Annotated in this window: 19 protein-coding genes; 10 read left to right on the top strand and 9 right to left on the bottom strand. The window is 47.4% G+C overall.

Going from position 1 to position 23,387, the window contains the following annotated elements:
• Positions 1-208: 208 nt before the first annotated feature.
• Together ilvD and N5J47_RS16470 are read left to right on the top strand one after the other, a co-directional pair.
• Positions 209-2,038, top strand: coding sequence for a dihydroxy-acid dehydratase (gene ilvD, locus N5J47_RS16475; RefSeq protein WP_279961084.1), 1,830 nt, complete (start codon positions 209-211; stop codon positions 2,036-2,038).
• A gap of 148 nt (positions 2,039-2,186) precedes the next feature.
• Positions 2,187-3,473: a hypothetical protein gene (locus tag N5J47_RS16470; RefSeq protein WP_279961083.1), complete on the top strand. Its 1,287-nt coding sequence runs from the start codon at positions 2,187-2,189 to the stop codon at positions 3,471-3,473.
• A 30-nt stretch (positions 3,474-3,503) separates the two neighbouring features.
• On the opposite strand, the gene N5J47_RS16465 is transcribed toward N5J47_RS16470, so the two are convergent.
• The 3 genes from N5J47_RS16465 to N5J47_RS16455 all read right to left on the bottom strand — a co-directional run bounded on the left by N5J47_RS16465 (position 3,504) and on the right by N5J47_RS16455 (position 8,475).
• Complete coding sequence (locus tag N5J47_RS16465) at positions 3,504-4,799, bottom strand: solute carrier family 23 protein (protein WP_279961082.1); 1,296 nt, start codon at positions 4,797-4,799, stop codon at positions 3,504-3,506.
• A 286-nt stretch (positions 4,800-5,085) separates the two neighbouring features.
• Positions 5,086-7,767, bottom strand: a complete 2,682-nt coding sequence (gene ppc, locus N5J47_RS16460) for a phosphoenolpyruvate carboxylase (RefSeq protein ID WP_279961081.1) — start codon at positions 7,765-7,767, stop codon at positions 5,086-5,088.
• An 84-nt stretch (positions 7,768-7,851) separates the two neighbouring features.
• Positions 7,852-8,475 (bottom strand): TetR/AcrR family transcriptional regulator, encoded by a 624-nt coding sequence (locus tag N5J47_RS16455; RefSeq protein ID WP_279961080.1) that lies wholly within the window; start codon positions 8,473-8,475, stop codon positions 7,852-7,854.
• Positions 8,476-8,889: 414 nt separating this feature from the next.
• Here N5J47_RS16455 and N5J47_RS16450 point away from each other — a divergent pair, with 414 nt between their 5' ends.
• The 6 genes from N5J47_RS16450 to N5J47_RS16425 all read left to right on the top strand — a co-directional run bounded on the left by N5J47_RS16450 (position 8,890) and on the right by N5J47_RS16425 (position 16,568).
• Positions 8,890-9,990, top strand: coding sequence for an efflux RND transporter periplasmic adaptor subunit (locus N5J47_RS16450; RefSeq protein WP_279961079.1), 1,101 nt, complete (start codon positions 8,890-8,892; stop codon positions 9,988-9,990).
• A 2-nt stretch (positions 9,991-9,992) separates the two neighbouring features.
• On the top strand, positions 9,993-13,121 hold the full coding sequence (locus N5J47_RS16445; protein WP_279961078.1) for an efflux RND transporter permease subunit: 3,129 nt from the start codon (positions 9,993-9,995) through the stop codon (positions 13,119-13,121).
• Between the two features lie 132 nt (positions 13,122-13,253).
• Entirely contained in the window at positions 13,254-13,631 is a 378-nt protein-coding gene (locus N5J47_RS16440) for a hypothetical protein (RefSeq protein ID WP_279961077.1), read from the top strand.
• Between the two features lie 143 nt (positions 13,632-13,774).
• Positions 13,775-14,890 (top strand): molecular chaperone DnaJ, encoded by a 1,116-nt coding sequence (dnaJ, locus tag N5J47_RS16435; RefSeq protein ID WP_267981406.1) that lies wholly within the window; start codon positions 13,775-13,777, stop codon positions 14,888-14,890.
• Positions 14,891-15,005: 115 nt separating this feature from the next.
• The gene (gene dapB, locus N5J47_RS16430) at positions 15,006-15,827 is read left to right on the top strand and encodes a 4-hydroxy-tetrahydrodipicolinate reductase (protein WP_267981404.1); all 822 of its coding nucleotides are present in this window, start codon (positions 15,006-15,008) and stop codon (positions 15,825-15,827) included.
• A gap of 93 nt (positions 15,828-15,920) precedes the next feature.
• Positions 15,921-16,568 carry an START domain-containing protein gene (locus N5J47_RS16425; protein WP_279961076.1) on the top strand — a complete coding sequence of 216 codons (648 nt, stop codon included), beginning with the start codon at positions 15,921-15,923 and terminating at the stop codon, positions 16,566-16,568.
• Positions 16,569-16,607: 39 nt separating this feature from the next.
• Here the strand turns inward: N5J47_RS16425 and N5J47_RS16420 are convergent, their stop codons facing one another.
• Together N5J47_RS16420 and dkgB are read right to left on the bottom strand one after the other, a co-directional pair.
• On the bottom strand, positions 16,608-17,795 hold the full coding sequence (locus tag N5J47_RS16420; protein ID WP_279961074.1) for an MFS transporter: 1,188 nt from the start codon (positions 17,793-17,795) through the stop codon (positions 16,608-16,610).
• A gap of 1 nt (position 17,796) precedes the next feature.
• Positions 17,797-18,603, bottom strand: a complete 807-nt coding sequence (dkgB, locus tag N5J47_RS16415) for a 2,5-didehydrogluconate reductase DkgB (RefSeq protein WP_279961073.1) — start codon at positions 18,601-18,603, stop codon at positions 17,797-17,799.
• A gap of 124 nt (positions 18,604-18,727) precedes the next feature.
• On the opposite strand from dkgB, the gene N5J47_RS16410 reads away from it, so the two are divergent.
• Positions 18,728-19,630, top strand: a complete 903-nt coding sequence (locus N5J47_RS16410) for a LysR family transcriptional regulator (protein WP_279961072.1) — start codon at positions 18,728-18,730, stop codon at positions 19,628-19,630.
• Here N5J47_RS16410 and N5J47_RS16405 read toward each other — a convergent pair.
• Positions 19,578-19,988, bottom strand: coding sequence for a hypothetical protein (locus tag N5J47_RS16405; RefSeq protein WP_279961071.1), 411 nt, complete (start codon positions 19,986-19,988; stop codon positions 19,578-19,580). The genes N5J47_RS16410 and N5J47_RS16405 overlap by 53 nt on opposite strands.
• A gap of 90 nt (positions 19,989-20,078) precedes the next feature.
• Here N5J47_RS16405 and N5J47_RS16400 point away from each other — a divergent pair, with 90 nt between their 5' ends.
• Complete coding sequence (locus tag N5J47_RS16400; RefSeq protein WP_279961070.1) at positions 20,079-21,494, top strand: PLP-dependent aminotransferase family protein; 1,416 nt, start codon at positions 20,079-20,081, stop codon at positions 21,492-21,494.
• Here N5J47_RS16400 and N5J47_RS16395 read toward each other — a convergent pair.
• Genes N5J47_RS16395 through N5J47_RS16385 form a run of 3 tightly spaced genes read right to left on the bottom strand, consistent with a single transcriptional unit; the run spans position 21,491 to position 23,380 of the window.
• A complete protein-coding gene (locus N5J47_RS16395; RefSeq protein WP_279961069.1) occupies positions 21,491-22,516 on the bottom strand; it encodes an NAD(P)-dependent alcohol dehydrogenase in 1,026 nt (341 codons plus the stop codon). The genes N5J47_RS16400 and N5J47_RS16395 overlap by 4 nt on opposite strands.
• A gap of 27 nt (positions 22,517-22,543) precedes the next feature.
• On the bottom strand, positions 22,544-23,098 hold the full coding sequence (locus N5J47_RS16390) for a DNA-3-methyladenine glycosylase I (RefSeq protein ID WP_279961068.1): 555 nt from the start codon (positions 23,096-23,098) through the stop codon (positions 22,544-22,546).
• A 36-nt stretch (positions 23,099-23,134) separates the two neighbouring features.
• Complete coding sequence (locus N5J47_RS16385) at positions 23,135-23,380, bottom strand: hypothetical protein (RefSeq protein ID WP_279961067.1); 246 nt, start codon at positions 23,378-23,380, stop codon at positions 23,135-23,137.
• Between the last annotated feature and the right edge of the window lie 7 nt (positions 23,381-23,387).

Raw genomic sequence — 23,387 nt, 5'->3', positions numbered from 1 at the left:
GATAATCCACAGAAAATTTACCCCAAATTATAAGCCAAAAAGCCACTAGCCCCTAATTAGGTGAAAGGAATTGTCTTTGAACAAAAAAAGATAGGTTCGCTGGTCATCAGTTAAACGATAACTTGTAGTATGATGGGAAAAGCTCAGTATCATTTCGCCAGAGAGAATGTCCTATTCATCTCGAGCACAAACTTGTTGGGAATAAAAAATGCCTGATTATCGTTCGAAAACATCAACACATGGAAGAAATATGGCTGGCGCGCGCGGTTTATGGCGTGCGACAGGTATGAAAGATGAAGATTTTGGCAAACCTATTATTGCGGTCGTCAACTCATTTACCCAATTCGTTCCAGGTCACGTGCATCTTAAAGATTTAGGGCAACTGGTTGCACGAGAAATTGAAGCTGCTGGTGGTGTAGCGAAAGAATTTAATACCATCGCGGTAGATGATGGTATTGCGATGGGGCATGACGGCATGTTGTATTCATTGCCATCACGTGATTTGATTGCGGACTCAGTTGAATACATGGTCAATGCGCACTGTGCAGATGCGATGGTTTGTATCTCGAACTGTGACAAGATCACACCAGGAATGCTCATGGCGGCTATGCGCCTTAATATTCCAGTGGTTTTCGTTTCTGGCGGTCCAATGGAAGCGGGTAAAGTTAAATTCCGTGGCGATGAAAAAGCGATTGACCTTGTTGATGCGATGGTTGTTGCTGCTGATGAAAGCTATACCGATGAAGAAGTTGCTGCTTTCGAACGCTCTGCGTGTCCAACCTGTGGTTCATGTTCAGGTATGTTTACTGCAAACTCGATGAACTGTTTAACAGAAGCATTAGGTTTATCATTACCAGGCAATGGTTCAATTGTTGCAACTCACGCCAATCGTGAAAAATTATTCCTAAAAGCGGGTCGTTTAGTTGTTGAACTTGCGAAGCGTTATTACGAACAGAATGATGACAGCATTTTGCCGCGTTCAATTGCAACTAAAGCTGCGTTTGAAAATGCAATGACGCTTGATATTGCAATGGGTGGTTCAACTAACACCGTATTACACTTACTTGCAGCTGCACATGAAGCTGAAGTTGATTTTACAATGGATGATATTGATCGCTTGTCTCGTCAAGTACCAGTGTTGTCTAAAGTTGCACCTGCAAAATCTGATGTACATATGGAAGATGTGCATCGTGCGGGCGGTATTATGGCGATCTTAGGTGAGCTTGATCGTGCCAATCTACTGAATACCTCATGCCCAACCGTACATGAAAAAACACTGAAAGATGCTTTAGATAAGTGGGATATTATTCGCACTGAAGATCCTGATGTTTATGAGTTCTATCGCTCTTCGCCAGGCGGTGTTCCTACGCAAGTCGCATTCTCACAAAACCGTTATTATTCAACGCTTGATGGTGACCGTGAGAAAGGTGTAATCCGTAATGCGGAACATGCGTTCTCTAAAGACGGTGGTTTGGCGGTACTTTACGGTAACATCGCATTAGATGGTTGTATCGTTAAAACAGCGGGTGTAGATGAATCGATTCTGAAATTCACCGGCACAGCACGTGTTTTTGAAAGCCAAGATTCAGCGGTTGAAGCAATCTTAGATCATAAGATCGTTGCAGGTGACATTGTGGTGATTCGTTACGAGGGGCCTCGTGGCGGACCAGGCATGCAGGAAATGCTGTATCCAACCAGTTATTTAAAATCGAAGGGTTTGGGTAAGGACTGCGCCCTGATTACTGATGGCCGTTTCTCTGGTGGTTCTTCAGGTCTCTCCATTGGTCATGTGTCGCCAGAAGCGGCAGAGGGCGGTGCGATTGGTCTGGTTGAGGATGGTGACACCATTCAGATCGACATTCCGAACCGTACCATTCACCTTGATATTGATGATGCAACCATGGCGCATCGCCGTACCGTGCAGGAAGCCAAAGGCTGGCATCCAGCGGAAGAACGTAAACGTAAAGTATCTAAATCATTGAAAATTTATGCGATGCATTCAACCAGTGCTGCCAAAGGTGCGGTACGAGTTTTGTAAAATCCCCCTAAATCCCCCTTTTTCAAAGGGGGACTTTTTTGATGTTTGATTTTTATAATATAAAATACACTTGATTCTCATTTGCCAGTACACTTGAAAGCACAACTTTCATTTTTATAAATTTTCATTAGGCTTAGAGGCGATTGACATGTCTTTGTTACGTCGTTGGTTTGATCCCATCCGATCGAGTTGGTTCTATCAGAAACCCTCTCGTCAGGCGGTGTTACCCACGGAACAGGGTTTAACTATTTACCTGCGTCTGGACGATGTTTATAGCTATCTTGCCGTACAGCAGCTTGACCAACTCAATGAAATCCTGAGTGATGAACTCAAGCCGTTAAAAGTCATTATTTCCAGACAGGATGCCGAACCCCCCAATGGCATGTCCAGACAGGAGTGGCAAAGCTACTGCCTCAATGACGCAAAGATTCTTGCCAGGCAGCACCGTTTTGGCTTTGATGACACCCCAGAAATTCCCAGTGCGGAATCCTTACAGCAAGCCGAAACCATTTTAAGAAATACCCCGTTACGCGAACAAAACTTCCTGCATTTGCTTGAAGATGTGTTTCACATGCTGTGGCAGCAGCAATATGGAAAATTGCGTACCCTGTATGCGATGGCGAGTCGGCATCAGAAAGCACAGGATTATCCTGAGCGTATCTTCAGGGATGTACCTGTCGCCGCCAGTTATTTTGAATTTGGTGAGCGGAAATATCAGGCGGTGGATGACCTGTTGCGTCTTACCCGACGTTTAAAACAGCAGAAACTGCTGACGGGCAACCCAATTTTCCTGATCAATCATATCGAGTGGCGTGAGCACCTGATTAATGATGGTGAGGCACTGACTGAAGTTCAGGCCCTGCATCCCGAGCTGGATTTGTATATTGCGCTTGAAGACCCGATGAGCTGGCTGCTGCTGGCCTATATCAAGGAAGAGCTTGCCAACTACTACAATATTCAACTGAAGGTTTACCCACTGAGTTACCACGGACGCGACTGGTTTGACTGGAGTCTGGCCACCCGTGTCTCGAAACGTACACAGGTGGCATTTACCCCATTCTGTCGTCCGACAAGGGAAGCCACCTATGAAATGGCAAAGCTGTTTTACAGTGTGACTGAAGAGCAGCAGGTGGATGTGATCCACCAGATTCTGGAAAGTGTCTGGACACGGGGCAAGGATTTATCCTTTAAGGCGCATTTTCATCGGATGCAAAAGCGCTTGCAGATTGAGCAGGTCACTGAACAGGATGTTGAGGCCCTGTTAAAACAGAATGATGAGCTATGCCAGCAGAAGCATCAGCCTGACTTTCCTGTACTGGAACTGCGCATTGATGGACAAAGCTATGTGTTTAATAGCCTGTATCGGGTCTGGATGATTGAAAGTATTATCAGTAATGTGCTGGAAGAGAAATATAAGCAGGACAGTCAGGAATAAATAAAAAGGCAGCCTTGGCTGCCTGTAATTCTAGTTTTTATCTTTTAAACTAAATAATAAATTCAGGAAAATCGCAGCAAAAGTTGCTGTGCCAATCCCACCTAGGTTAAAGCTACCAAATAATAATTCAAAGTTGCCTGCACCCAGAATAATGGTCACTGAAGCCACAATCAGGTTTTTATTGTTGGAGAAGTCGACCTTGTTTTCGATCCAGATTTTCGCTCCAGCAATGGTGATCAAGCCAAACACCACGATGGAGGCACCTGTCAGAACCGCCGTTGGAATGGTGCTAATCACCGCACCAAACTTTGGCGAAAGCCCCAGAAAAATGGCAAACACACCAGCGATCACAAATACAATGGTCGAATACACACGGGTCACCGCCATCACCCCAATATTTTCCCCATAGGTGGTCATGCCTGGCGCACCGACACTGCCTGAGAGGGTGGTGGCTAAACCATCGGCAACAAAGGCCTTGCCCAACTGTGGGGTCAGGTTTTCGCCTGTCATCGCTCCCACTGCCTTGATATGGCCTAAATTCTCGGCAACTAGAATCAGTGCCACAGGTGCAATAATCAGAATCGCGTTCATGTCAAACGCTGGATGTGAGAAGCTTGGCATACCGAACCATGGCGCGGCTGCAATCTGGGAAAAATCAATGGCTTTGCCAAAGCCGAGCACATTGGTTGCAACGGCATACAGTCCGTAGGCAATCAACAAGCCCACCAGTAAAAGTAAACGTTGTAGCAGACCTTTGGTAAACACCGCGATAATACCCATACACAGTACGGTGATCAGTGCCATCCACATTTCAAACGGTTGTCCCGCCACACCCTTGATGGTCACAGGGGCAAGGTTGAGACCAATGATCATCACGATTGCGCCTGTCACCACAGGTGGCATCAGTTTTTCAATCCAGCGTGTGCCTGTGAGCATGACGGCAAAGCCAATCAGGGCATAGAAAATACCACAGGCAACAATACCGCCAAGTGCAATCGCAAGGTTTGGATTTGCCCCCGAACCCGTGACATGGCCTGTTGCAGCCGCCACCACACCAATAAAGGCAAAGCTTGAGCCCAGGTAACTTGGTACACGTCCACCTGTGATCAGGAAGAAGATAATGGTACAGATCCCTGACATTAAAATGGCCAGGTTGGGGTTGAACCCCATCAGCAATGGGGCAAGTACGGTTGCGCCAAACATTGCAAAAGCATGTTGAACCCCGAGCACCGCACTTTGTAAGGGCGGTAAATATTCGTTTGTCGCAACAGGGCGATGATCAATCTTTCCCTGATACGGCTGCCATTTTGGAAACCAACTTGACATAGATAAACTCTTGATCAGATAAATCAGCCGCTATGATACTCTGCCTGATCTGCAACTTTCATCTGGTCATGTTGGGCAATGGCTGCAATATCGTGGGTTTAAATGCTTATTTTTATCATTTGGTAAAATATATTTAAAGCTAAGCGCTCATATTCATTGTGGATTTATACAAAGTTGACTATTTGACTCAACAAATAAAAAAGATGGGTTTTTATCATTAAAAAATGACTGAGTAGACATATAGCATCTACAACAGGTTTTGTAGATGCTGCATCAGTTTAAATCATCAGCCTGTATTCCTTAACCCTGCCGCAATCCCAGCAATACTGACCATCAAGGCATGATCGACAGGGCTATGTTCAGTTTGGTGCTGTGCCAGATACAGACGACGACGCTTCATCAATTCTGCCTGTAATAAATGCAACGGCAGTAAATACGGTTTACGCACCTGCATGGACTGGTCCAGCACTTTATTGTTGCTGAGCAGTTTAGATTCACCTTTTAGACCAAGCAGGGTATCGACCGCATTTTGTAGCCGCTGGCGTAACTCTATACCCAATAGTTTTAGCTCCTGATCCTGGGTCAGGTGCGACTCATAGTACAGGGCAATATCGGCATCGGATTTGGACAGCACCATTTCCAGCATATCAATCAGGGTCTGGAAATAGGGCCATTGTGCCAGCATCTCATCGAGCGTCATCTTGTATTGTTCATGCACCTGATTAATCGCCGTACCTGTACCCAGCCATGCAGGCAACATCAGGCGAATCTGGGTCCATGCAAATACCCATGGAATTGCCCGTAGTGATTCGATGCCACCGCTGACCTTGCGTTTGGCTGGACGTGAACCGAGCGGCAACATTTGTAGCTCCAGTTCAGGGGTCACTGTGCGTAGATAGCTGACAAAATGTGGATTTTCCCGCACGGTCTGGCGATAGACCTGTACCGATAAATCGGTCATCTGGTTCATCAGCTCACGCCATTGTTTTTTTGGTTCAGGCGGTGGCAGCAGGGTCGCCTCCAACGTGGCTGCGGTATAGATTTCCAGATTCTGTAGCGCAATGCCCTCCAAACCAAACTTGAAGCGGATCATTTCTCCCTGTTCGGTGACTCGAATCGCGCCAGAAATTGAACCTGGCGGCTGGGAAAACAAGGCTTGCTGGGTCGGTGCGCCGCCACGGCTGATCGAGCCACCACGTCCGTGAAACAGGGTCAGTTGTACGCCATGATTTTTGGCAACAGCAGTCAGTTCTTCCTGCGCCCGATATTGCGCCCAGTTCGCTGACATAAAGCCTGCATCCTTGGCCGAGTCCGAATAACCAATCATCACTTCATGCCTGCCCTGAATATGCTGCTTATACCAGTGCATATTGAACAGGGTGTTCATGGTTTTGGCTGCCCCATCCAAGTCCTTTAATGTTTCAAATAAAGGCACCACACGAAGCGGATGCTGAATCCCAGCTTCTTTTTGCAGTAGCAAAACGGCGAGGACATCACTTGGATATTCTGCCATTGAAATAATATAGGCACCCAGGCTTTCAGTCGGCTGCTCAGCCAGGGTCCGCATGGTGGCAAACACTTCCAGTACGTCAGGATGCTGAATCAGACTGCCCTCTGGTTCATCCAGATATTTAGGCAGCAACGGGCGCTTGCTTTGTAATTCCTGAATCAGGAAGTTTTGGCGCGCCTGTTCTGTCCATGATTCAAAATTACCCAGACCCAGATATTCGGTAATCGCTGAAATGGCCTGACGATGGCGGCCTGATTCCTGACGGATATCCAGTTTCAGCAGTTCGATGCCAAAACAGTTGACACGGTAAATGAAATCCAGCAACTGCCCATTGGCAATTTCGGCTAGATTACTGTCAATCAGGGAGCGATAGCACAACAATAAAGGCTGTAGTAGTTCATCCTTGGTCTTGATGATCTGGCTGTCATCCGCATCCAGCCCATGTAGACGTTGCGTCAGCCAGTGTCGGGTGGCTTTCAGGCGTTCACGGCTATCACGCAGATATTCACGGTAGGGTTCTGGATGATCTGAGCCCAAGGCCTGCTTCATTTCTTCTGAACAGGTTTGAATCGACAGTTCCCAACGCAGGTTTTCAATATCACGTAAATAGAGATCGGCCGCCTGCCAACGTGACAGCCACAATACTTCCTGCGTCACCTGATGGGTGACATTGGGGTTGCCATCACGGTCTCCACCCATCCACGAGGCAAAACGAATCGGGGCAATATCCAGAGGCAAGGATTGCTGGCAATGTTGCTGGGTTAGTTCATTCAGTTCACGGATAAATTGAGGCACTGCATTCCATAAACTCTGTTCAATGGTGGCAAAGCCCCATTTCGCTTCATCCACAGGAGTAGGGCGATGCTGGCGAATCTCATCGGTTTGCCATGCTGAACTCACCAGTTGCTTGAGTGTAGCAATGGTCTGCTGGCGTTCTCTCGGTGTGAGTTTCTGTTGATCAAGCTGTGATAGGCAGTCGGTAATGTCATCATATTTCTGGATCAGGGTACGGCGGCTGACTTCAGTCGGATGCGCGGTGAGCACCAGTTCGATGTTGAGGTCACAGATTTGCTGGAACAGTTGCTGTTCACCAATTTGCTGGGTTTTGAATTTTTCAAATAAATGTGTAAGCGGGTTTGGACTGGGTGCCTGCTCGTCAAACTCAGCCTGACGGCGGTTACGCACCACATGGTATTGCTCAGCGATATTGGCAAAGTTGAGGAAATATGAAAATGCACGGGTCAGTGGCAAAATCTCTTCATCTTTTAGACCGAGGAAAAGTTGTTCGAGCTGTTTTTCTGACTCAATCTGTCCATCACGGGCACCCTTGGCCAGGGCACGAATCTGCTCAACCTGATTAAACAAATCCTGTCCTGCATGCTGCTTTAAGGTCTCACCCAGTAAATTACCCAGTAAACGAACATCTTCTCGTAATGGCGCAGTGATTTGTTGTGTCATTATGCTTCTCCTCTGCTCATGTCTTGACTATAACCTGATTGTCAGACATTCCAAGTGGAGAACGTAAGGAAATGTGAAATTTCTTTAAAATCCAGGTTGATATTTAAGCAGAAAAAGTTCAATGGCCTGTTCAATCATCTGCTCAATTTCAACCGTGGTTGGCACCGAATCCAGACCCAGTAAAACCTTGTGGTGGCGTGTGCCGAGCATCAGCGCCACGATCAGTTCGGTCTGTTTGAGAGGATCATCTGCCTGAATAAAATTGAGTGTGATGGCCTGCTCAAAAAAACCACACCAGATATTACACATACGTGTGTGTGAGGCATCAAAAAACTGCTGGGTGAGGGGGCTTTGTTCAGCGGCAAGTTCAAACAGCACCCGATCCAGCTTCAGCGCTTCAGGCAGGTAAATAATGCCTAGGGCGCGCTGGCACATTAAATACAATGCCTGCCTAAAGTCGGACTCAGGTGTGAGTTCAAACTGCTTGGCCCGAATGGACTCCTCACAGCTTTCCTCAATCGCACAGGTAAACAGGTTGGCCTTGTCCTGAAAATGGTTGTACACCGTGAGTTTGGTGACACCCGCCTCTTTGGCAATCTGGTTCATGCTGGTGGCGTGATAGCCCATTTTTAGAAAAATAGATTTTGCAGCCTGCAAGATCTTGGCTCTTTTTTCTAAATCTTTCGGGCGACCACTGGTTGTCTGCACGTTATCGTTCCCTTTTAATTCAGTTAGAAATCAGGTTGCTAGATTTAATTTTTAATTAATGTACTCATGAGTATATTAATTAAAAATTAAACAATTTATGATGGTCAGGGTCTGTTGACACTTCATCTATGACTTGCGTTATGAGCTAAAACAACTCAAACGAGGCATGAAACGCAGGTAATGGCGACCCCCTTATCAAGTTTCATAACGAAGTTTGAGGAAGTTTTAGCCATAACCCTTTGGGACAGGGATATTTTTTGCCGCTACTACGTTATGTTCTGCTCATTTAGAAAGCTAAATTTCGCAAAACATGCCTTGTATCAACTAAAAATATCCTCTGTCGCAAGCATTTGTGAAGTGTGAACAGACCCTATTGTGCCTTAAAAAATCAATTTGAATAAGAGCGAAAAAGAGATGAATCTGCTAAATCATGTAATTGTGGGGTTGCTCGTACTCAGCAGTGTCACTTTAACAGCATGTCAAAAAGAGGTTCCCAAGACCGAGGAAATTCCCTATGTCATGGTGACGCAGCCAAGTAGCAATCATATTGACCAGAAAAGCTATGCGGGTGATGTACAGGCGAAACAACAGACCGCGCTGGCATTCCGTGTTGGGGGACAGATTACCGAACGTTATGCTGATGTCGGGGATCGGGTTAAGGTCGGGCAGGTGTTGGCAAAACTGGACGTGAAAGATGCGCAGCTGCAAATGAATGCAGCCAAAGCCCAACTGGACAGTGCACAGGCTGCTGCAAAAATTGCATCGGAAGAATATAAGCGTTATCAGCAACTCCTGCCTGTCAATGCGGTGAGCCGTTCGCAATTCGATGCCATTAAAAACCAGTATGAGTCGGCACAGGCAACACTGCAACAGGCCCGTTCAAACTATGAGGTTTCCTCCAACCAAACAGGCTATAACCAGTTGGTCTCCAATAAAAATGGCGTGATCACCCAGCGCAATATTGAAATTGGTCAAGTGGTGGCGGCAGGACAGGCTGCCTATCAACTGGCGATTGATGGCGAGCGTGAGGTGGTGTTTGGTGTGCCTGAGCAGGCGGTCAGTACCCTCAAGGTGGGGCAGCCTGCCTGGGTCACCTTATGGTCACAGCCAGATACACGTTTTGCCGCAAAAGTCCGTGAGGTGTCACCAGCCGCTGACCAGTCACGTACCTTTACTGTCAAGGTCTCCCTGCTTGAGGGACAGTCCACGATTCAACTTGGACAAAGTGCACGGGTGTTCTTTGTGGCAAATGAAAACAATGTCCTGAGCGTGCCTTTATCCAGCGTGACTGCCAATGGCCAGCAGGCCTATGTCTGGGTGGTGAACGCCAACCAAACCCTGCGTAAGGTGCCCGTTACTCTGGGTGCCTATGGCCGTGACAGTGTGCCAGTTGTTTCAGGTTTAAAGGCGAGCGACTGGGTGGTGGTTGGGGGTGTACACCTGCTACGTGACCAGCAAAAGATTCACCCTGTAGACCGTGATAATCGTGAAGTCACGGTAAAAGCGGGAGCCTGATTATGAAATTTAACCTTTCAGAATGGGCGCTCAGGAATAAGGGCATCATTCTCTACTTTATGCTGTTGCTGGGCATTGTTGGGGTGATGTCCTATTCCAAGCTGTCACAGAGCGAAGACCCGCCATTTACCTTTAAGGTGATGGTGGTGCAGACCTATTGGCCAGGAGCAACGGCTCAGGAAGTTGCAACCCTGGTGACAGACCGTATTGAAAAAGAACTGATGACCACAGGGCAATATGAAAATATTCGGGCATATTCACGGCCTGGCGAGTCGATGGTCACCTTTATTGCCAAGGACTCTTATCGTTCCAGTGAAATTCCTGATGTTTGGTATAACGTGCGCAAAAAGGTCAATGACATTCGCTCGCAACTGCCAAGCGGTGTGCAGGGGCCGTTCTTTAATGATGAGTTCGGCGACACGTTCGGCAATATCTATGTACTGACAGGCAAGGACTTTGACTATGCGGTAATGAAGGAATATGCCGACCGTTTGCAGTTGCAACTGCAACGGGTCAAGGATGTCAGCAAGGTCAATCTGGTGGGTCTACAAGATCAGAAAATCTGGATTGAGCTGTCCAATACCAAGGCGGTGCAGCTTGGTGTCCCTGTCACAGCCATTCAGGAAGCGATTCAAAAGCAAAATGACATGGCAGGTGCGGGCTTCTTTGAAACAGGCACAGACCGTATTCAAATCCGTGTCAGTGGACATTTGCATAGTGTTGATGACCTGAAAAAAATGCCATTGCTGGTCGGTGATAAAACCATCCAATTGGGTGACGTTGCTGATGTCTATCGTGGCTTTAGTGAGCCTGCGCAGCCACGTATGCGCTTTATGGGCGAAAATGGGATTGGCATTGCCGTTTCCATGCGTAAAGGTGGTGACATCATTGCGCTGGGTAAAAACCTTGAAACTGAATTTAACCACCTGCAAAAAACCTTACCCTTGGGCATGAAACTGCAAAAAGTGTCTGACCAACCTGTCGCAGTACAACGCAGTATTCACGAGTTCTTAAAGGTCTTGGCGGAAGCGGTCATCATCGTATTATTGGTCAGCTTCTTCTCACTTGGTTTCCGTACGGGGCTGGTGGTGGCGTTGTCGATTCCACTGGTATTGGCGATGACCTTTGCAGGCATGAACCTGTTTGATGTTGGACTACACAAGATTTCATTGGGCGCACTCATTCTGGCCCTAGGTTTGCTGGTCGATGATGCCATTATCGCCGTGGAAATGATGGCGATCAAAATGGAGCAAGGTTATAGCCGACTCAAGGCCGCAGGCTTTGCATGGCAAACCACCGCCTTTCCAATGTTGACAGGAACCTTGATCACTGCGGCAGGCTTCCTGCCTATTGCCACCGCGCAGTCAGGAACAGGGGAATATACCCGTTCGATTTTTCAGGTGGTCACCATTGCCCTGATTGTGTCATGGATTGCCGCAGTTTTGTTTGTACCTTATCTGGGTGAGAAGCTACTGCCTGACTTCACCAAACAGCAGCAGAAAGCGGCATGGTATCTACACCTATGGGCGCGACTGCGTAAGCAACCTGAGCCTGTGGTTGAGGCACATGGAGCGCATCATGATCCGTATCAATCCAGGTTTTACCAGTCTTTCCGCAATGTGGTGGAAATCTGTATCACCTATCGTAAAACCGTGATTGCCGTGACGGTGGGTATTTTTGTGTTGTCAGTCGCCATGTTTAAACTGGTGCCACAGCAATTCTTCCCTCCATCCAATCGTGCAGAAATTCTGGTGGACTTAAAACTGGAGGAGGGTGCATCGCTCACTGCCACTGAGCAGGCGGTGCATAAGGTGGAGCAGTTCCTGTCGAAGCAAAAGGGGATTGATAACTATGTGGCTTATGTCGGCACAGGTTCACCACGTTTCTATCTGCCTTTAGATCAACAATTGCCACAAGCCAGTTTTGCCCAGTTTGTGGTGCTGGCATCGTCTTTAGATGACCGTGATGAAATCCGCCGTTCTTTAGAGACGCAAATTAAGCAGTTGTTGCCTCAGGTACGTACCCGTGTGTCCTTGCTCGAAAATGGCCCTCCTGTGGGTTATCCATTGCAGTATCGGGTCTCAGGCGAAGATTTGGCAACGGTTCGGGTAGAGGCACAGAAAGTGGCTAAAGTGCTGAGCGAAGACCCAAACACCACCAATGTACATCTGGACTGGGGTGAACCAAGCAAGATCATTGCCATTGAGATTGATCAGGACCGTGCGCGTCAAATGGGTGTTTCCAGTGTTGACTTAGCTAATTTCCTGAATGCCTCAGTGACAGGCGCGGTGATGAATCAATACCGCGAAAAGCGTGAGTTGATTGAAATCCGCTTGCGTGGTGATAAAACCGAGCGGGCCGAAGTGGCTTCCTTGGCCAGCTTGGCTGTGCCAACCAGCAAGGGAACAACCGTGCCATTGGCACAAATTGCAAAAATTGAATCACGTTTTGAAGAGGGCTTGATCTGGCACCGTAACCGCCTGCCAACCATTACGGTTCGAGCGGATATTCGTACCCATTTACAACCAGCGACTGTGGTTCAGCAGTTGGCGGAAAAGATGCAGACCTTGCGTGCAGATTTACCAAATGGCTATCTACTTGAGGTTGGTGGTACGGTTGAGGAATCGGCCAAAGGGCAAAACTCAGTCAATGCGGGCATGCCGTTATTTCTGGCGGTAGTCATGACCCTGTTGATGATCCAGTTGCGTAGTATGTCTCGTGCGACCATCGTCTTGCTGACTGCACCGCTTGGTCTGATTGGGGTGGTGGCGTTTCTGTTGCTGTTCAATAAACCCTTTGGTTTCGTGGCCATGCTCGGGACCATTGCCCTGTCTGGCATGATCATGCGTAACTCGCTGATCCTGATTGACCAGATTGAGCAGGACATTCAGGCAGGGCATGAACCGTGGGACGCGGTGATTGGTGCCACCATGCGCCGCTTCCGTCCGATTGTGTTGACGGCCCTGGCGGCGGTGCTGGCCATGATTCCCTTATCACGCAGTATTTTCTTTGGTCCGATGGCGGTTGCGATTATGGGAGGCTTGATTGTGGCCACCCTGTTGACCCTGTTTTTCCTGCCTGCGCTCTATACAGCGTGGTTTAAGGTCAAGAAAGCAACACATCTATCGTAATTATTTTGTGAATAAAGGTGCGAAATATTGAAAATTTCAATATAGTAGCACCTATATTTTAAGACCAAAAAATAATTGAATTTCATTGCATGACTGGTTTGGCAAAATGCGGTGAATGAGGTGATATAGAGCATGGGGCAAGACAATATTGAGCAGCATCGCCGCTATGTGGCGATTTCGTACGTGTTCATGTTTCTTGCATTATTTACAATCGTGTTTGCAGTGTTCGCATACCTGCTGGCACGAAAAGTTGCGATTGTGGATAATGCTGAAGTATGGATACATGCGCATGCACTCTGGATTATGCGTAATGTGCTGCTGTTTATCTTGATGGCTTTCTTTGCTGCCCTATGGTTTATTCCACTGTTCTTTTTTGCCTGGAACAGTGCACTCTGGGTGACTGCCATGACGGTCGCAGGTGTGGTGTTTAGTTCGATTGCATGGTTGTTTTTATTGAATGCATGGCTGAAAGGTATTGCCAAGTACTTTAGAAATAAAGCGGTTTTTTAAATTTATCGCTTTTTTATCACAGGCACCCTTGTAAACGTATTGTACAGCCCCTATTAAGGCTCTGTTGACTTTAGAAATAAAATGTCAGCAGAGCCTATTTGTTTTTTAAGTTTGAATAAATTCCGTGAGGAGCATCGCCAACCATGGCTAAACGTGATTATTATGAGGTTTTAGGCGTTTCGAAAACCGCAGGTGATGATGAGATCAAGAAAGCCTATCGTAAGTTGGCGATGAAGTATCATCCAGACCGTAACCCAGACAACGCTGAGGCGGAAGAGAAATTCAAGGAAGCTTCGGAAGCCTATGAAGTGCTTTCTGACGGTGAAAAGCGCAGCATGTATGACCGTGCTGGACACAGTGCCTTTGAGGGTGGTTTCGGTGGGGCTGGGGGTGGTTTCGGCGGTTTTAGCGCAGAAGACATCTTTAGCCAGTTTGGTGATATCTTCGGTGGTGCATTTGGTGGCGGTGGTCGCCAGCAACAACGTCAGCGCCGTGGTTCAGACCTCCGTTATGTGATGGAGCTGACCCTTGAGGAAGCGGTCAAGGGCGTAAAGAAAACCATCACCTTTACTGCGCCAGCGCCGTGTGAAAGCTGTGATGGCAAGGGTTCGAAAAATCCAAATGATGTGGAAACCTGTCGTACCTGTCATGGTGCGGGTCAGGTGCGTATGCAGCAGGGTTTCTTCTCGGTTCAGCAAACCTGTAGCACCTGTCGTGGTCAGGGCAAAATCATCAAGAATCCATGTAACACCTGTCATGGTTCAGGCGTTGCAGACCGCCAGCAAACCCTTGAAGTCACCATTCCAGCGGGCGTGGACAATGGCGACCGCGTACGCCTAACAGGTAAGGGCGAGGCGATTCGTGATGGTCAGGCAGGCGATCTGTACGTTGAGGTTGTGGTGCGTGAACATGAAGTCTTCCAGCGTGACGGTGCAGACCTGTATATGGATGTGCCTGTCAGTATTGCTGATGCGGCTTTAGGTAAGGAAATTGAAATTCCGACACTGGAAGGTCGCGTTAGTCTGAAAATTCCAGAAGGTACACAGACAGGTAAGCTGTTCCGCCTACGTGGCAAGGGTGTTCGCCCTGTACGTAGCAGCATGGTGGGCGATCTACTTTGCCGTATCGTGGTGGAAACCCCTGTTAATTTAAACAGTCGTCAGCGTGAATTGTTGAAAGAACTGCAAGCGTCTTTTGATGGTGATGGTCATGCTTCATCGCCAAAGAAAAAATCATTCTTTGATCGTTTATTTGATTAATAGACGGCAACAGAAAAACCTGCTTCGGCAGGTTTTTTTATGGGAAATTTTTAGCGTAGGCACAGAGTTTTGCTATAGTAGCGGAATTGTTTAAATAAAAGACTGGGAAAAAATTATGTCAACTTCTCCACGCATTGGAATCTTGGGTGCAGGCGGACGCATGGGGCGAATCCTGATTCAGGCGGTACAACAGGCAGGCTATCAACTTGCGGCGGCCGTTGAGCGTCCTGAAAGCAGCCTGATCGGTGCGGATGCAGGTGAGCTTGCGGGTGTGGGAAGTTTGGGCATCAAGGTGGTGGGAAGCTTGAGTGAAGTGCTCAAGGATTGTGATGTGGTGATTGACTTTACTGCACCAGCCGCCACCGAACAGCACTTGAAGCTGTGCCGCGAAGCGGGTGTGGCCATGGTGATTGGCACCACAGGCATGAATGATGAACAGAAAGCATTTCTGGATGAAACGGCAACACAAACACCAGTCGTGTATGCTGCGAACTATTCTGTGGGTGTAAACGTTTCCATTAAATTACTGGAACTTGCGGCAAAAGTGTTTGGCGATACCGTTGACATTGAAATCATTGAGGCACATCACCGTCATAAGGTGGACGCGCCATCAGGCACTGCGTTTATGATGGGTGAGGCGATTGCGGATACGCTGGGACGCAACCTCAAGGAAGTGGCGGTATATGGTCGTGAAGGCTACACAGGTCCTCGTGACCGTCAGACTATCGGTTTTGAAACCATTCGTGGGGGTGATATCGTGGGTGAGCATACCGTGATGTTTATTGGTGAGGGGGAGCGTGTGGAAGTCACCCATAAAGCCACCAACCGTATGAACTTTGCTTCAGGTGCAGTACGTGCAGCCGCCTGGGTGGTGGGTCGTGAAGCCCGTAAATATGACATGAAAGATGTTTTGGGCTTTAACGACATTCAGGTATAACACATCAATTTTTGCACTATCCAGCGCCTGATTAGCCCCCATTTGTAGGGGTGAAACAGGCGCTCACGACCATTAAAATAAATTGAGCATGACATGAAAAAAAAACATATTGTTGCCGCACTTCTCAGCATCACCAGCCTGACAGCCACGGCTGCAACAGACACAGCCAAACTCAGCCTAAACCGCAATAACATTAAAGTCTGGACCTATCAGACAGAAAACAACCCAATTATTCAATATCGGGCTGAAACCACTTTTGATGTGCCATTGGAGCGTGCCGTTGCGGTGGTGCTGGATGTTGAGCGCACACCGCAATGGGTGCCTTATGTCGGTAAGGCGCAGGTGTTGTCGCGTGATGAGAAGAAAGGCGAGTTTATCCTGTACATGGTGCTGGATTTTCCATTCCCTTTAAAAGATCGTGACTTGGTCATTAAAGGCAAGATGAGCAAGAATGCGGATGGCAGCATCAGTATTAAGAATAACGTCATTCAGAATAACTACCCTGAGCAGCCTGATGTGGTTCGCCTCACCAAATATACAGGCGACTGGACCTTTCAACGCGTGGGCAACAACAAGGTCAAGGTCACCACCACGGGTTATGCCGATCCAGCAGGTTCGATTCCATTGAGTTTCGTGAATATGTTTGTGCAGCAACAACCGTATCAAATGCTGATGAAAATGAAAAAGGAAGTGAATAATCCCTTGTATGCACAACCGCATCTGCCTGACTTACTGAAATAAATAAAAAAGCCTGATTCAATCAGGCTTTTTTATTGGTATTTAACTCTGAGGACATTGCTGTAATGCTGAATTTGCCTTGGTGGATAATTTGATCTGGATAAATACCAAGATTAAACCAATCGCTGCCAACACCGCCCCAATCATGGAAACCGCAGAGTAGTTGAGGCCAAGGCTAAGTACGGCACCGCCTGCTGCTGCGCCAATGGCATTGCCCAGATTAAACGCCCCGATATTGACGGAAGAGGCCAGACCCGAAGCCTCATGCGCAACCGACATCACCCGCATTTGTAAAGGTGGAACGATGGCGAAAGCTGCTGCGCCCCAGATCACCAAACCGATTGCCGCACCGAGTTGTGTTTGTGCAAGCATTGGGAAAATCAGCATTAATCCAATCAATAATCCCAAAAAGCCAATCAGGGTTTTATTCACTGATATATCAGCAAACTTGCCTCCCAAATGGTTACCAATCGAAAAACCAATCCCGATCAACACCAGCATCAGGGTGATAAAGGTCGGTGAGGCATGGTTAAACTCAACCAGACTTGGCGCGATGTAGGTATAGAGGGTAAACATCGCTGATGCGCCAAATACTGTTGTAAGCAATGCCAATACCACAGGCAGGCGAGTCAGGACTTTAAGCTCCATTTTCACATTGGGCTTTTGACCTACAGCACCTATAGGTAGTGCTTTCCACAGCGCCAGCATGGTGATGATACCGAGTGCGGAAATGGCAAGGAACGACATGCGCCAGCCGATGTTCTGCCCCACCCATGTGGCGAGTGGCACACCTCCAATATTGGCAATGGTGAGGCCCATAAACATGGTGGCCACTGCACTGGCCTGTTTATTGGCAGGCACCACACTGGCGGCCACCACTGAACCAATCCCAAAGAAAGCACCATGATTGAGACTGGTTATCAGGCGGGCACCCATCAGGCTCATATAGTTCGGTGCAAAGGCTGCGATCAGGTTACCAATGGTAAAAATTGCCATCAGTAGAATCAGCGCATTACGACGGGCAAAACCACCAAACCATAGGGTCATGATCGGTGCACCGAGCATCACGCCCAGCGCATAACCCGTGATCAGCATGCCCGCACGTGGAATGGAGGCGCCTAGATCATGGGCAATATTGGGCAACAGGCCCATGGGCGAGAACTCAGTGGTGCCAATGGCAAAGGCGCCAATCGCCAAAGCCAGCAAGGGAAGATTGATGCGACTGCTCATGTTATTGGTCCCATTCAGGCGCATAAGGTTCAGGGCTCACTTCACGGCCATTGCGTTCCAGTTGAGCGATCAACTTCATTTCCTCTGCACTTAAAGTTAATTCTTGGGCTTTTAAGTTGCTAATCAGGTTTTCACGCTTGGTGGAAGATGGAATCACGGCATAGCCATTTTGTAAGGCCCAAGCCAATGCTACCTGTGCGCTGGTGGCTTGATGTTGTGTTGCAATTTCAATTAGGGTCGGGTCATTCAGCACTTTGCCATAGGCCAGCGTCATGTATGAGGTCACATCAATATTTTGTTCACGTAAATAGTTCACCAAGTTACGGTTCTGTAAATACGGACTCAACTCGATCTGGTTGGTGGCAATGTGTTCCACGCCAATACTGTCAATAGCTTGCTGGGTCAAGGCGATATTAAAGTTTGAAATCCCGATATGCTGGGTTAAGCCCTGTTGTTTTGCTTCCAGCAGCAGCTGCATCACCTCTGGAATCGAGACATCGAGTTGCGGCGCAGGCCAGTGAATTAATGTCAGGTCAACTGCATCGGTATGTAGGTTTTGCAGGCTGTTTTTTAAACTTGGGATAAATTTATCTGGGGCAAAATTGTCAACCCAGATTTTAGTGGTGAGGAAGATGTCCTGACGTGGCACACCACTTTCCGCAATTGCCTGTCCAATCGCCGCTTCATTGCCATAAATCTGGGCGGTATCGATGGCCCGATAACCTACGTCCAGCGCAGTTTTAACTGAGTCAATCACGGGCTGATCTTTAAGACGGAAAGTTCCTAAACCAAATTGAGGAATACGCATACTGTTCACCTAATCTTTTTCGCTATTCTGTTGATGGCTGCAATTTTGCGATGATTATTGTTGCTAAAAAATAGATGAATTTGCAAAATACAGTTGACGAAATATCAACAATTGAGGCGAGGCAATGAAATCAACCGTGGAAGAACTTGTTGCCTTTATGACTATTGTTGATACGGGTTCCTTTATTGCCGCCGCGGAACGACTCGGGCAGACTGCATCAGGCATGAGCCGTTCACTCAGTCGTCTGGAATCAAAACTTGAAGTCACCTTGCTGGAACGCACCACCCGAAAATTAAAATTGACACAGGAGGGGCAGCAGTTTCTACAGCAGGCCCGTAAAATTCTAGGTGACCTCAGTGCGGCTGAGGAGGCGCTACAAAAGTCCGATCAGGACACCTCAGGCATTATTCGGATTGATTCGGCCACACCCTTTATCCTGCATGTGATCGCACCACTGGTGCAGAAATTTCAACGCTGTTACCCGAATATTGAAATCGAGCTAAATAGCAATGATCTGGTGATTGACCTATTGGAACATAAGACCGATGTGGCGTTTCGTTTTGGGGAGCTGCATGATTCCAGCCTGCATGCCAAGCTGGTATGTAAAAGCCGAATTTATATCGTGGCCAGTTCAGACTATCTCAGGCGTAACGGTACTCCACAGCAGCCATCAGAGCTTCTTGAACATGAGGTGATTGGTTTTACCCGTCCCAGCTATATTAATAAATGGCCGATTAAGGTGAACGGGGAATATTTTCTGGCTCAACCCAAAATTAAGGCATCCAGTGGCGAAACGGTACGGCAACTGTGCTTGCGTGGACAGGGGATTGCACGACTGTCAGAGTTTGAAATCTGGAAAGACCTGAATGAGGGACATTTGCTGGCATTATTTGAAGACCAGATTGAACATTCTTATCAAAGCATCCATGCAGTATATTATCAGCAGGAACACTTGCCGAAACGGGTCCGTTTATTTATTGAGTTCTTGTCTGAGCAATTAAGTCACGGCTTTTCGGTGTGCCAATAGTTTGCTGAGGCAGTTGTAGCTCCAGTACCTGAACATTTGATCCTGTAGGCTGCTTGATTGCCAGCGTGATACGTTGCTGTTGCTGGCGACATACAAACTCTACTGTCGGTAGCAGCAAATTCGACATGATCACGCCATTTTCAGTTGGTTGTTTATAGGTCAGCCTGAGTGTGCTTTGCTGTGCCTGAGTCTGCACCTTTTCCAGCCGCCAAAACTCATAAGTCTGTTGATTCTGGATTTTTAAGTAACCTTGCGCCAAAGTCTTACAGATATTTTGCTGTTGTTCAGCGCCTTGATCTGGCGCATGACAACCCATTAGTAGAACCATACTGAATATAAATAAGCTATTATTTTTCATGATTTTATCCTTTGAATGTTGATTTTGATAGCTTAACCGTGTTGTATAAACCAATACAGATACAGAAATTTATAAAAAAGCAGTACAGAGATGACATTTCAATATCAGCGTCTGGCCGATCAACTGGCACAAAAGATTTATCAGCATGAACTGCAACCCCAGCAAAAGTTAAGTTCGCTGAGGGAGTTTGCCCGTCAGCACAAGGTCAGCCTGAGTACCGCCCAGCAATGTTATGAATTGCTGGAAGCCAAGGGGCTGATCTATGCCAAGGCAAAATCAGGTTATTTTGTCAGTTCACGGCAATATCAAAGTCCAATGCCAGAGAGTCCATCTTTTGAGTCGATGCCTAGACAGGTCTCCAATCTGGACTTGCAGAACCAGATTCAAACTGCCTCCATCCAGAGCCACCTCACACCACTGGGTGCAATTCAGCTTTCTCCACATTTAATCCCCGTGGATGGCTTGCGTCGCTCCTTGCAGCGAGCATTGAAACATTGTCAGCCTGAAGATTTTTTGTATTGCAATAAACAGGGCCATCAGCAGCTTCGACAGGCTTTGTCCGACCATTGGCGGGAAGATGGGATTTATGTGGCAAGTGAGGATATTTTTATTAGCAATGGCTGTATGCCCGCCTTATCGTTGTTGATTCAGCAGCTCAGCAAAGAGGGCGACAGCATCCTGATTCCGACTCCGACCTTTAATGGTCAGTTGCAAATGCTGGCAAGCATGAAACGTAAAATTATCGAGATTCCAGCCGATCATCGTGGCATCGATCTTGAACGTCTGGAATTTTTTATGCAGCAGGGCAGTGCCAAACTGTGTTTATTGACCGCCAACTTTCAAAATCCCTTGGGCTATTGCCTGAGCAATACGCAAAAACAGCAGATCGCCAAACTGGCACAGCAATATCAGTGCTTTATTCTGGAAGATGATATTTATGGTGAATGTAGCTTTCAGAATGAACGGCCTTTGCCGATTCGTTATTGGGATCAGCAGGGCTATGTGATCTGGTGCGGATCGGTATCGAAGTCATTATCCACGGCTTACCGTGTGGGCTGGTTCTGTCTGGGGCCGCAATTAGACGATTTAAGGCCACAATTACTGGCAAATAATGTGGGAGTCAATACACCGCTACAGTTGGGCTTGGCTGATTTTATTTATAGTCGGGGTTATCGGGAACATCTGGATCGTTTAAGACCACAACTGATGCAGCAGGTTGAACAATATCGGGCCTGTATTTTGGAAACCTTTAAAGGAATTCCAATTGCCCTGAGTCAGTCACAGGGCGGTTATGCCTTATGGATACAGCTTCCAGACACGATTACAGGGCTAGAGTTGTATTATCTGGCGCAGGAACAGGGCATTAATATCGTGCCAGGTGAAGTGTTTGGTGAGGATCAGCGTTATCAGCATTTTCTGCGTTTAAATGCAGGACATGCCCTGACCGATGAAATCCGCCAGGCCATTCAGCAATTGGCGGATTGGGTCAGAAACAGTTTGAATTAATCGAAATCGGCCTTGAGCACGATACGATAACGCGCCTGCCCTGAATGAAGCCGTTCAATCGCTTCGTTCAGTTGCGACATCGGATAGAGTTCAATCTGTGGAGCAATGTTTTTACGGGCCGCAAATTTTAACAGTTGGCGCAGGGCCAAAGGTGAGCCTGTCGGTGAACCTGTAATCGATTTTGAACCATCAATCAGTGAACCGACTGCAACAAGTACAGGCTCAAGCGTGAGTCCTAAAAAATGCAGGGTGCCATTCGGAGCAAGGGTGCTTAAGTAGGCCTGCCAATTTAGCGTTACATTGACGGTGCTCAGCAATAAATCAAACTTGCCACGTTGCGCCTTGATTTGCTGCGCATCACGGCTATTCACCACATGATCAGCGCCCATTGCCTTGAGTTCTTCGGTTTTGTCTGGATTGGAACTGAAAGCAGTGATTTCACAGCCCCATCCCTTGAGCAGTTTGATGGCAATATGCCCAAGTCCGCCAATTCCGATTACACCGACATGATGGGTGGCCTGAATGTGATGTTTGAGCAAGGGATCAAATACGGTAATGCCACCACACAGCATGGGACCTGCGCTTTCAGGGGCTAAATCTTCTGGTAGGGGAATGACCCATTGCCAGCCTGCTCGGACTTTCTCGGCAAAACCACCTGCATGCCCAATAATGGTGGCAATGCTATTCCCTGTGCATAACACCTGATTGCCTCCCATGCAGGGGTCACAGGTCTGGCAGCTTTCGGCTGTCCAGCCAATGCCAACACGCTGGCCAATTTGCAATCCTTTGGCTTCTGATCCTAGGGCAACCACCGTTCCAATAATTTCATGTCCTGCAACCACAGGATATTGGGTTGAACGCCATTCATTATTAATCACCGAGACATCAGAATGGCATAAGCCACAGTATTCAACCTTGACTTCAACCTGATGCGCTTGTAAGTCGCCTGCATCAAATTGACAAAGTGTGAGTTTGCCACCCGCCTGCATGGCGGCATAGGCACGAATCTGGTTATTGGTCATTATTATTTTCCTTTTATAAAGAATGGATTATTTAAATTGACAGTGGTTTTCATGGTCATTGACCATGCCCACGGCTTGCATAAAAGCATAGCAGGTGGTTGGCCCAACAAACTTAAAACCACGTTTTTTTAAGGTTTTGGACAACTTCTGGCTGATTTCCGTCTGGGCAGGTGCCTCGCGGTAATTCAGCACATCATTATTCGGTGTTTGATGATCCACAAAACTCCAAAGCCAAGTGGAGACATCATCCACCTCATCCTTAAGCTTGAGCCATGCAATCGCATTATCCCGAATGGCTTTTAATTTGCCTAAATGACGGATGAGGCCTGCATCACTCAGCTTATTTTCCAGTTGCTCATCGGTCAGGGCAGCCACCTGTGTGATGGGATATTGAAAGAAATGTGAGCGATAGCTTTCACGTTTTTTCAACACGGTAATCCATGACAATCCCGCCTGCTGGCCCTCCAGGCACAGCATCTCAAATAGCCGCGCTTCATCATGCTCGGGCTTGCCCCATTCTTCATCATGGTAGGCGATATAGAGCGGATCAGAGGAACACCAGCCACAGCGTTGAATTGTCATATTGGATGCTTCCTATTGTTGTTATCAGGGAAAAATTTAGAGTTTGAATGTGACCCAGTCATCTTGACGGGTATCCCAATAATACAATTCCGCTGTGTTTAAATCATTAAATTTAAGCCAAAAGTCCTTGCCTGATTTATCTGCAAAACCTGTACTGATCAGTAGGGCATCTTCGGTAATTTCCATGATCCAGCCCTGATAGCTGGTGCCATTGATGATGATTTTCTGCTGATTACCCGATTCTGCAAATTCAACCAGATGTTCAATCAATGCTTCCGACATGCTGTGT

The organism is Acinetobacter sp. GD03645, from assembly GCF_029845285.1.
GTDB lineage: Bacteria > Pseudomonadota > Gammaproteobacteria > Pseudomonadales > Moraxellaceae > Acinetobacter > Acinetobacter corruptisaponis.
This window is presented reverse-complemented; position numbering and strand designations above follow the sequence as displayed.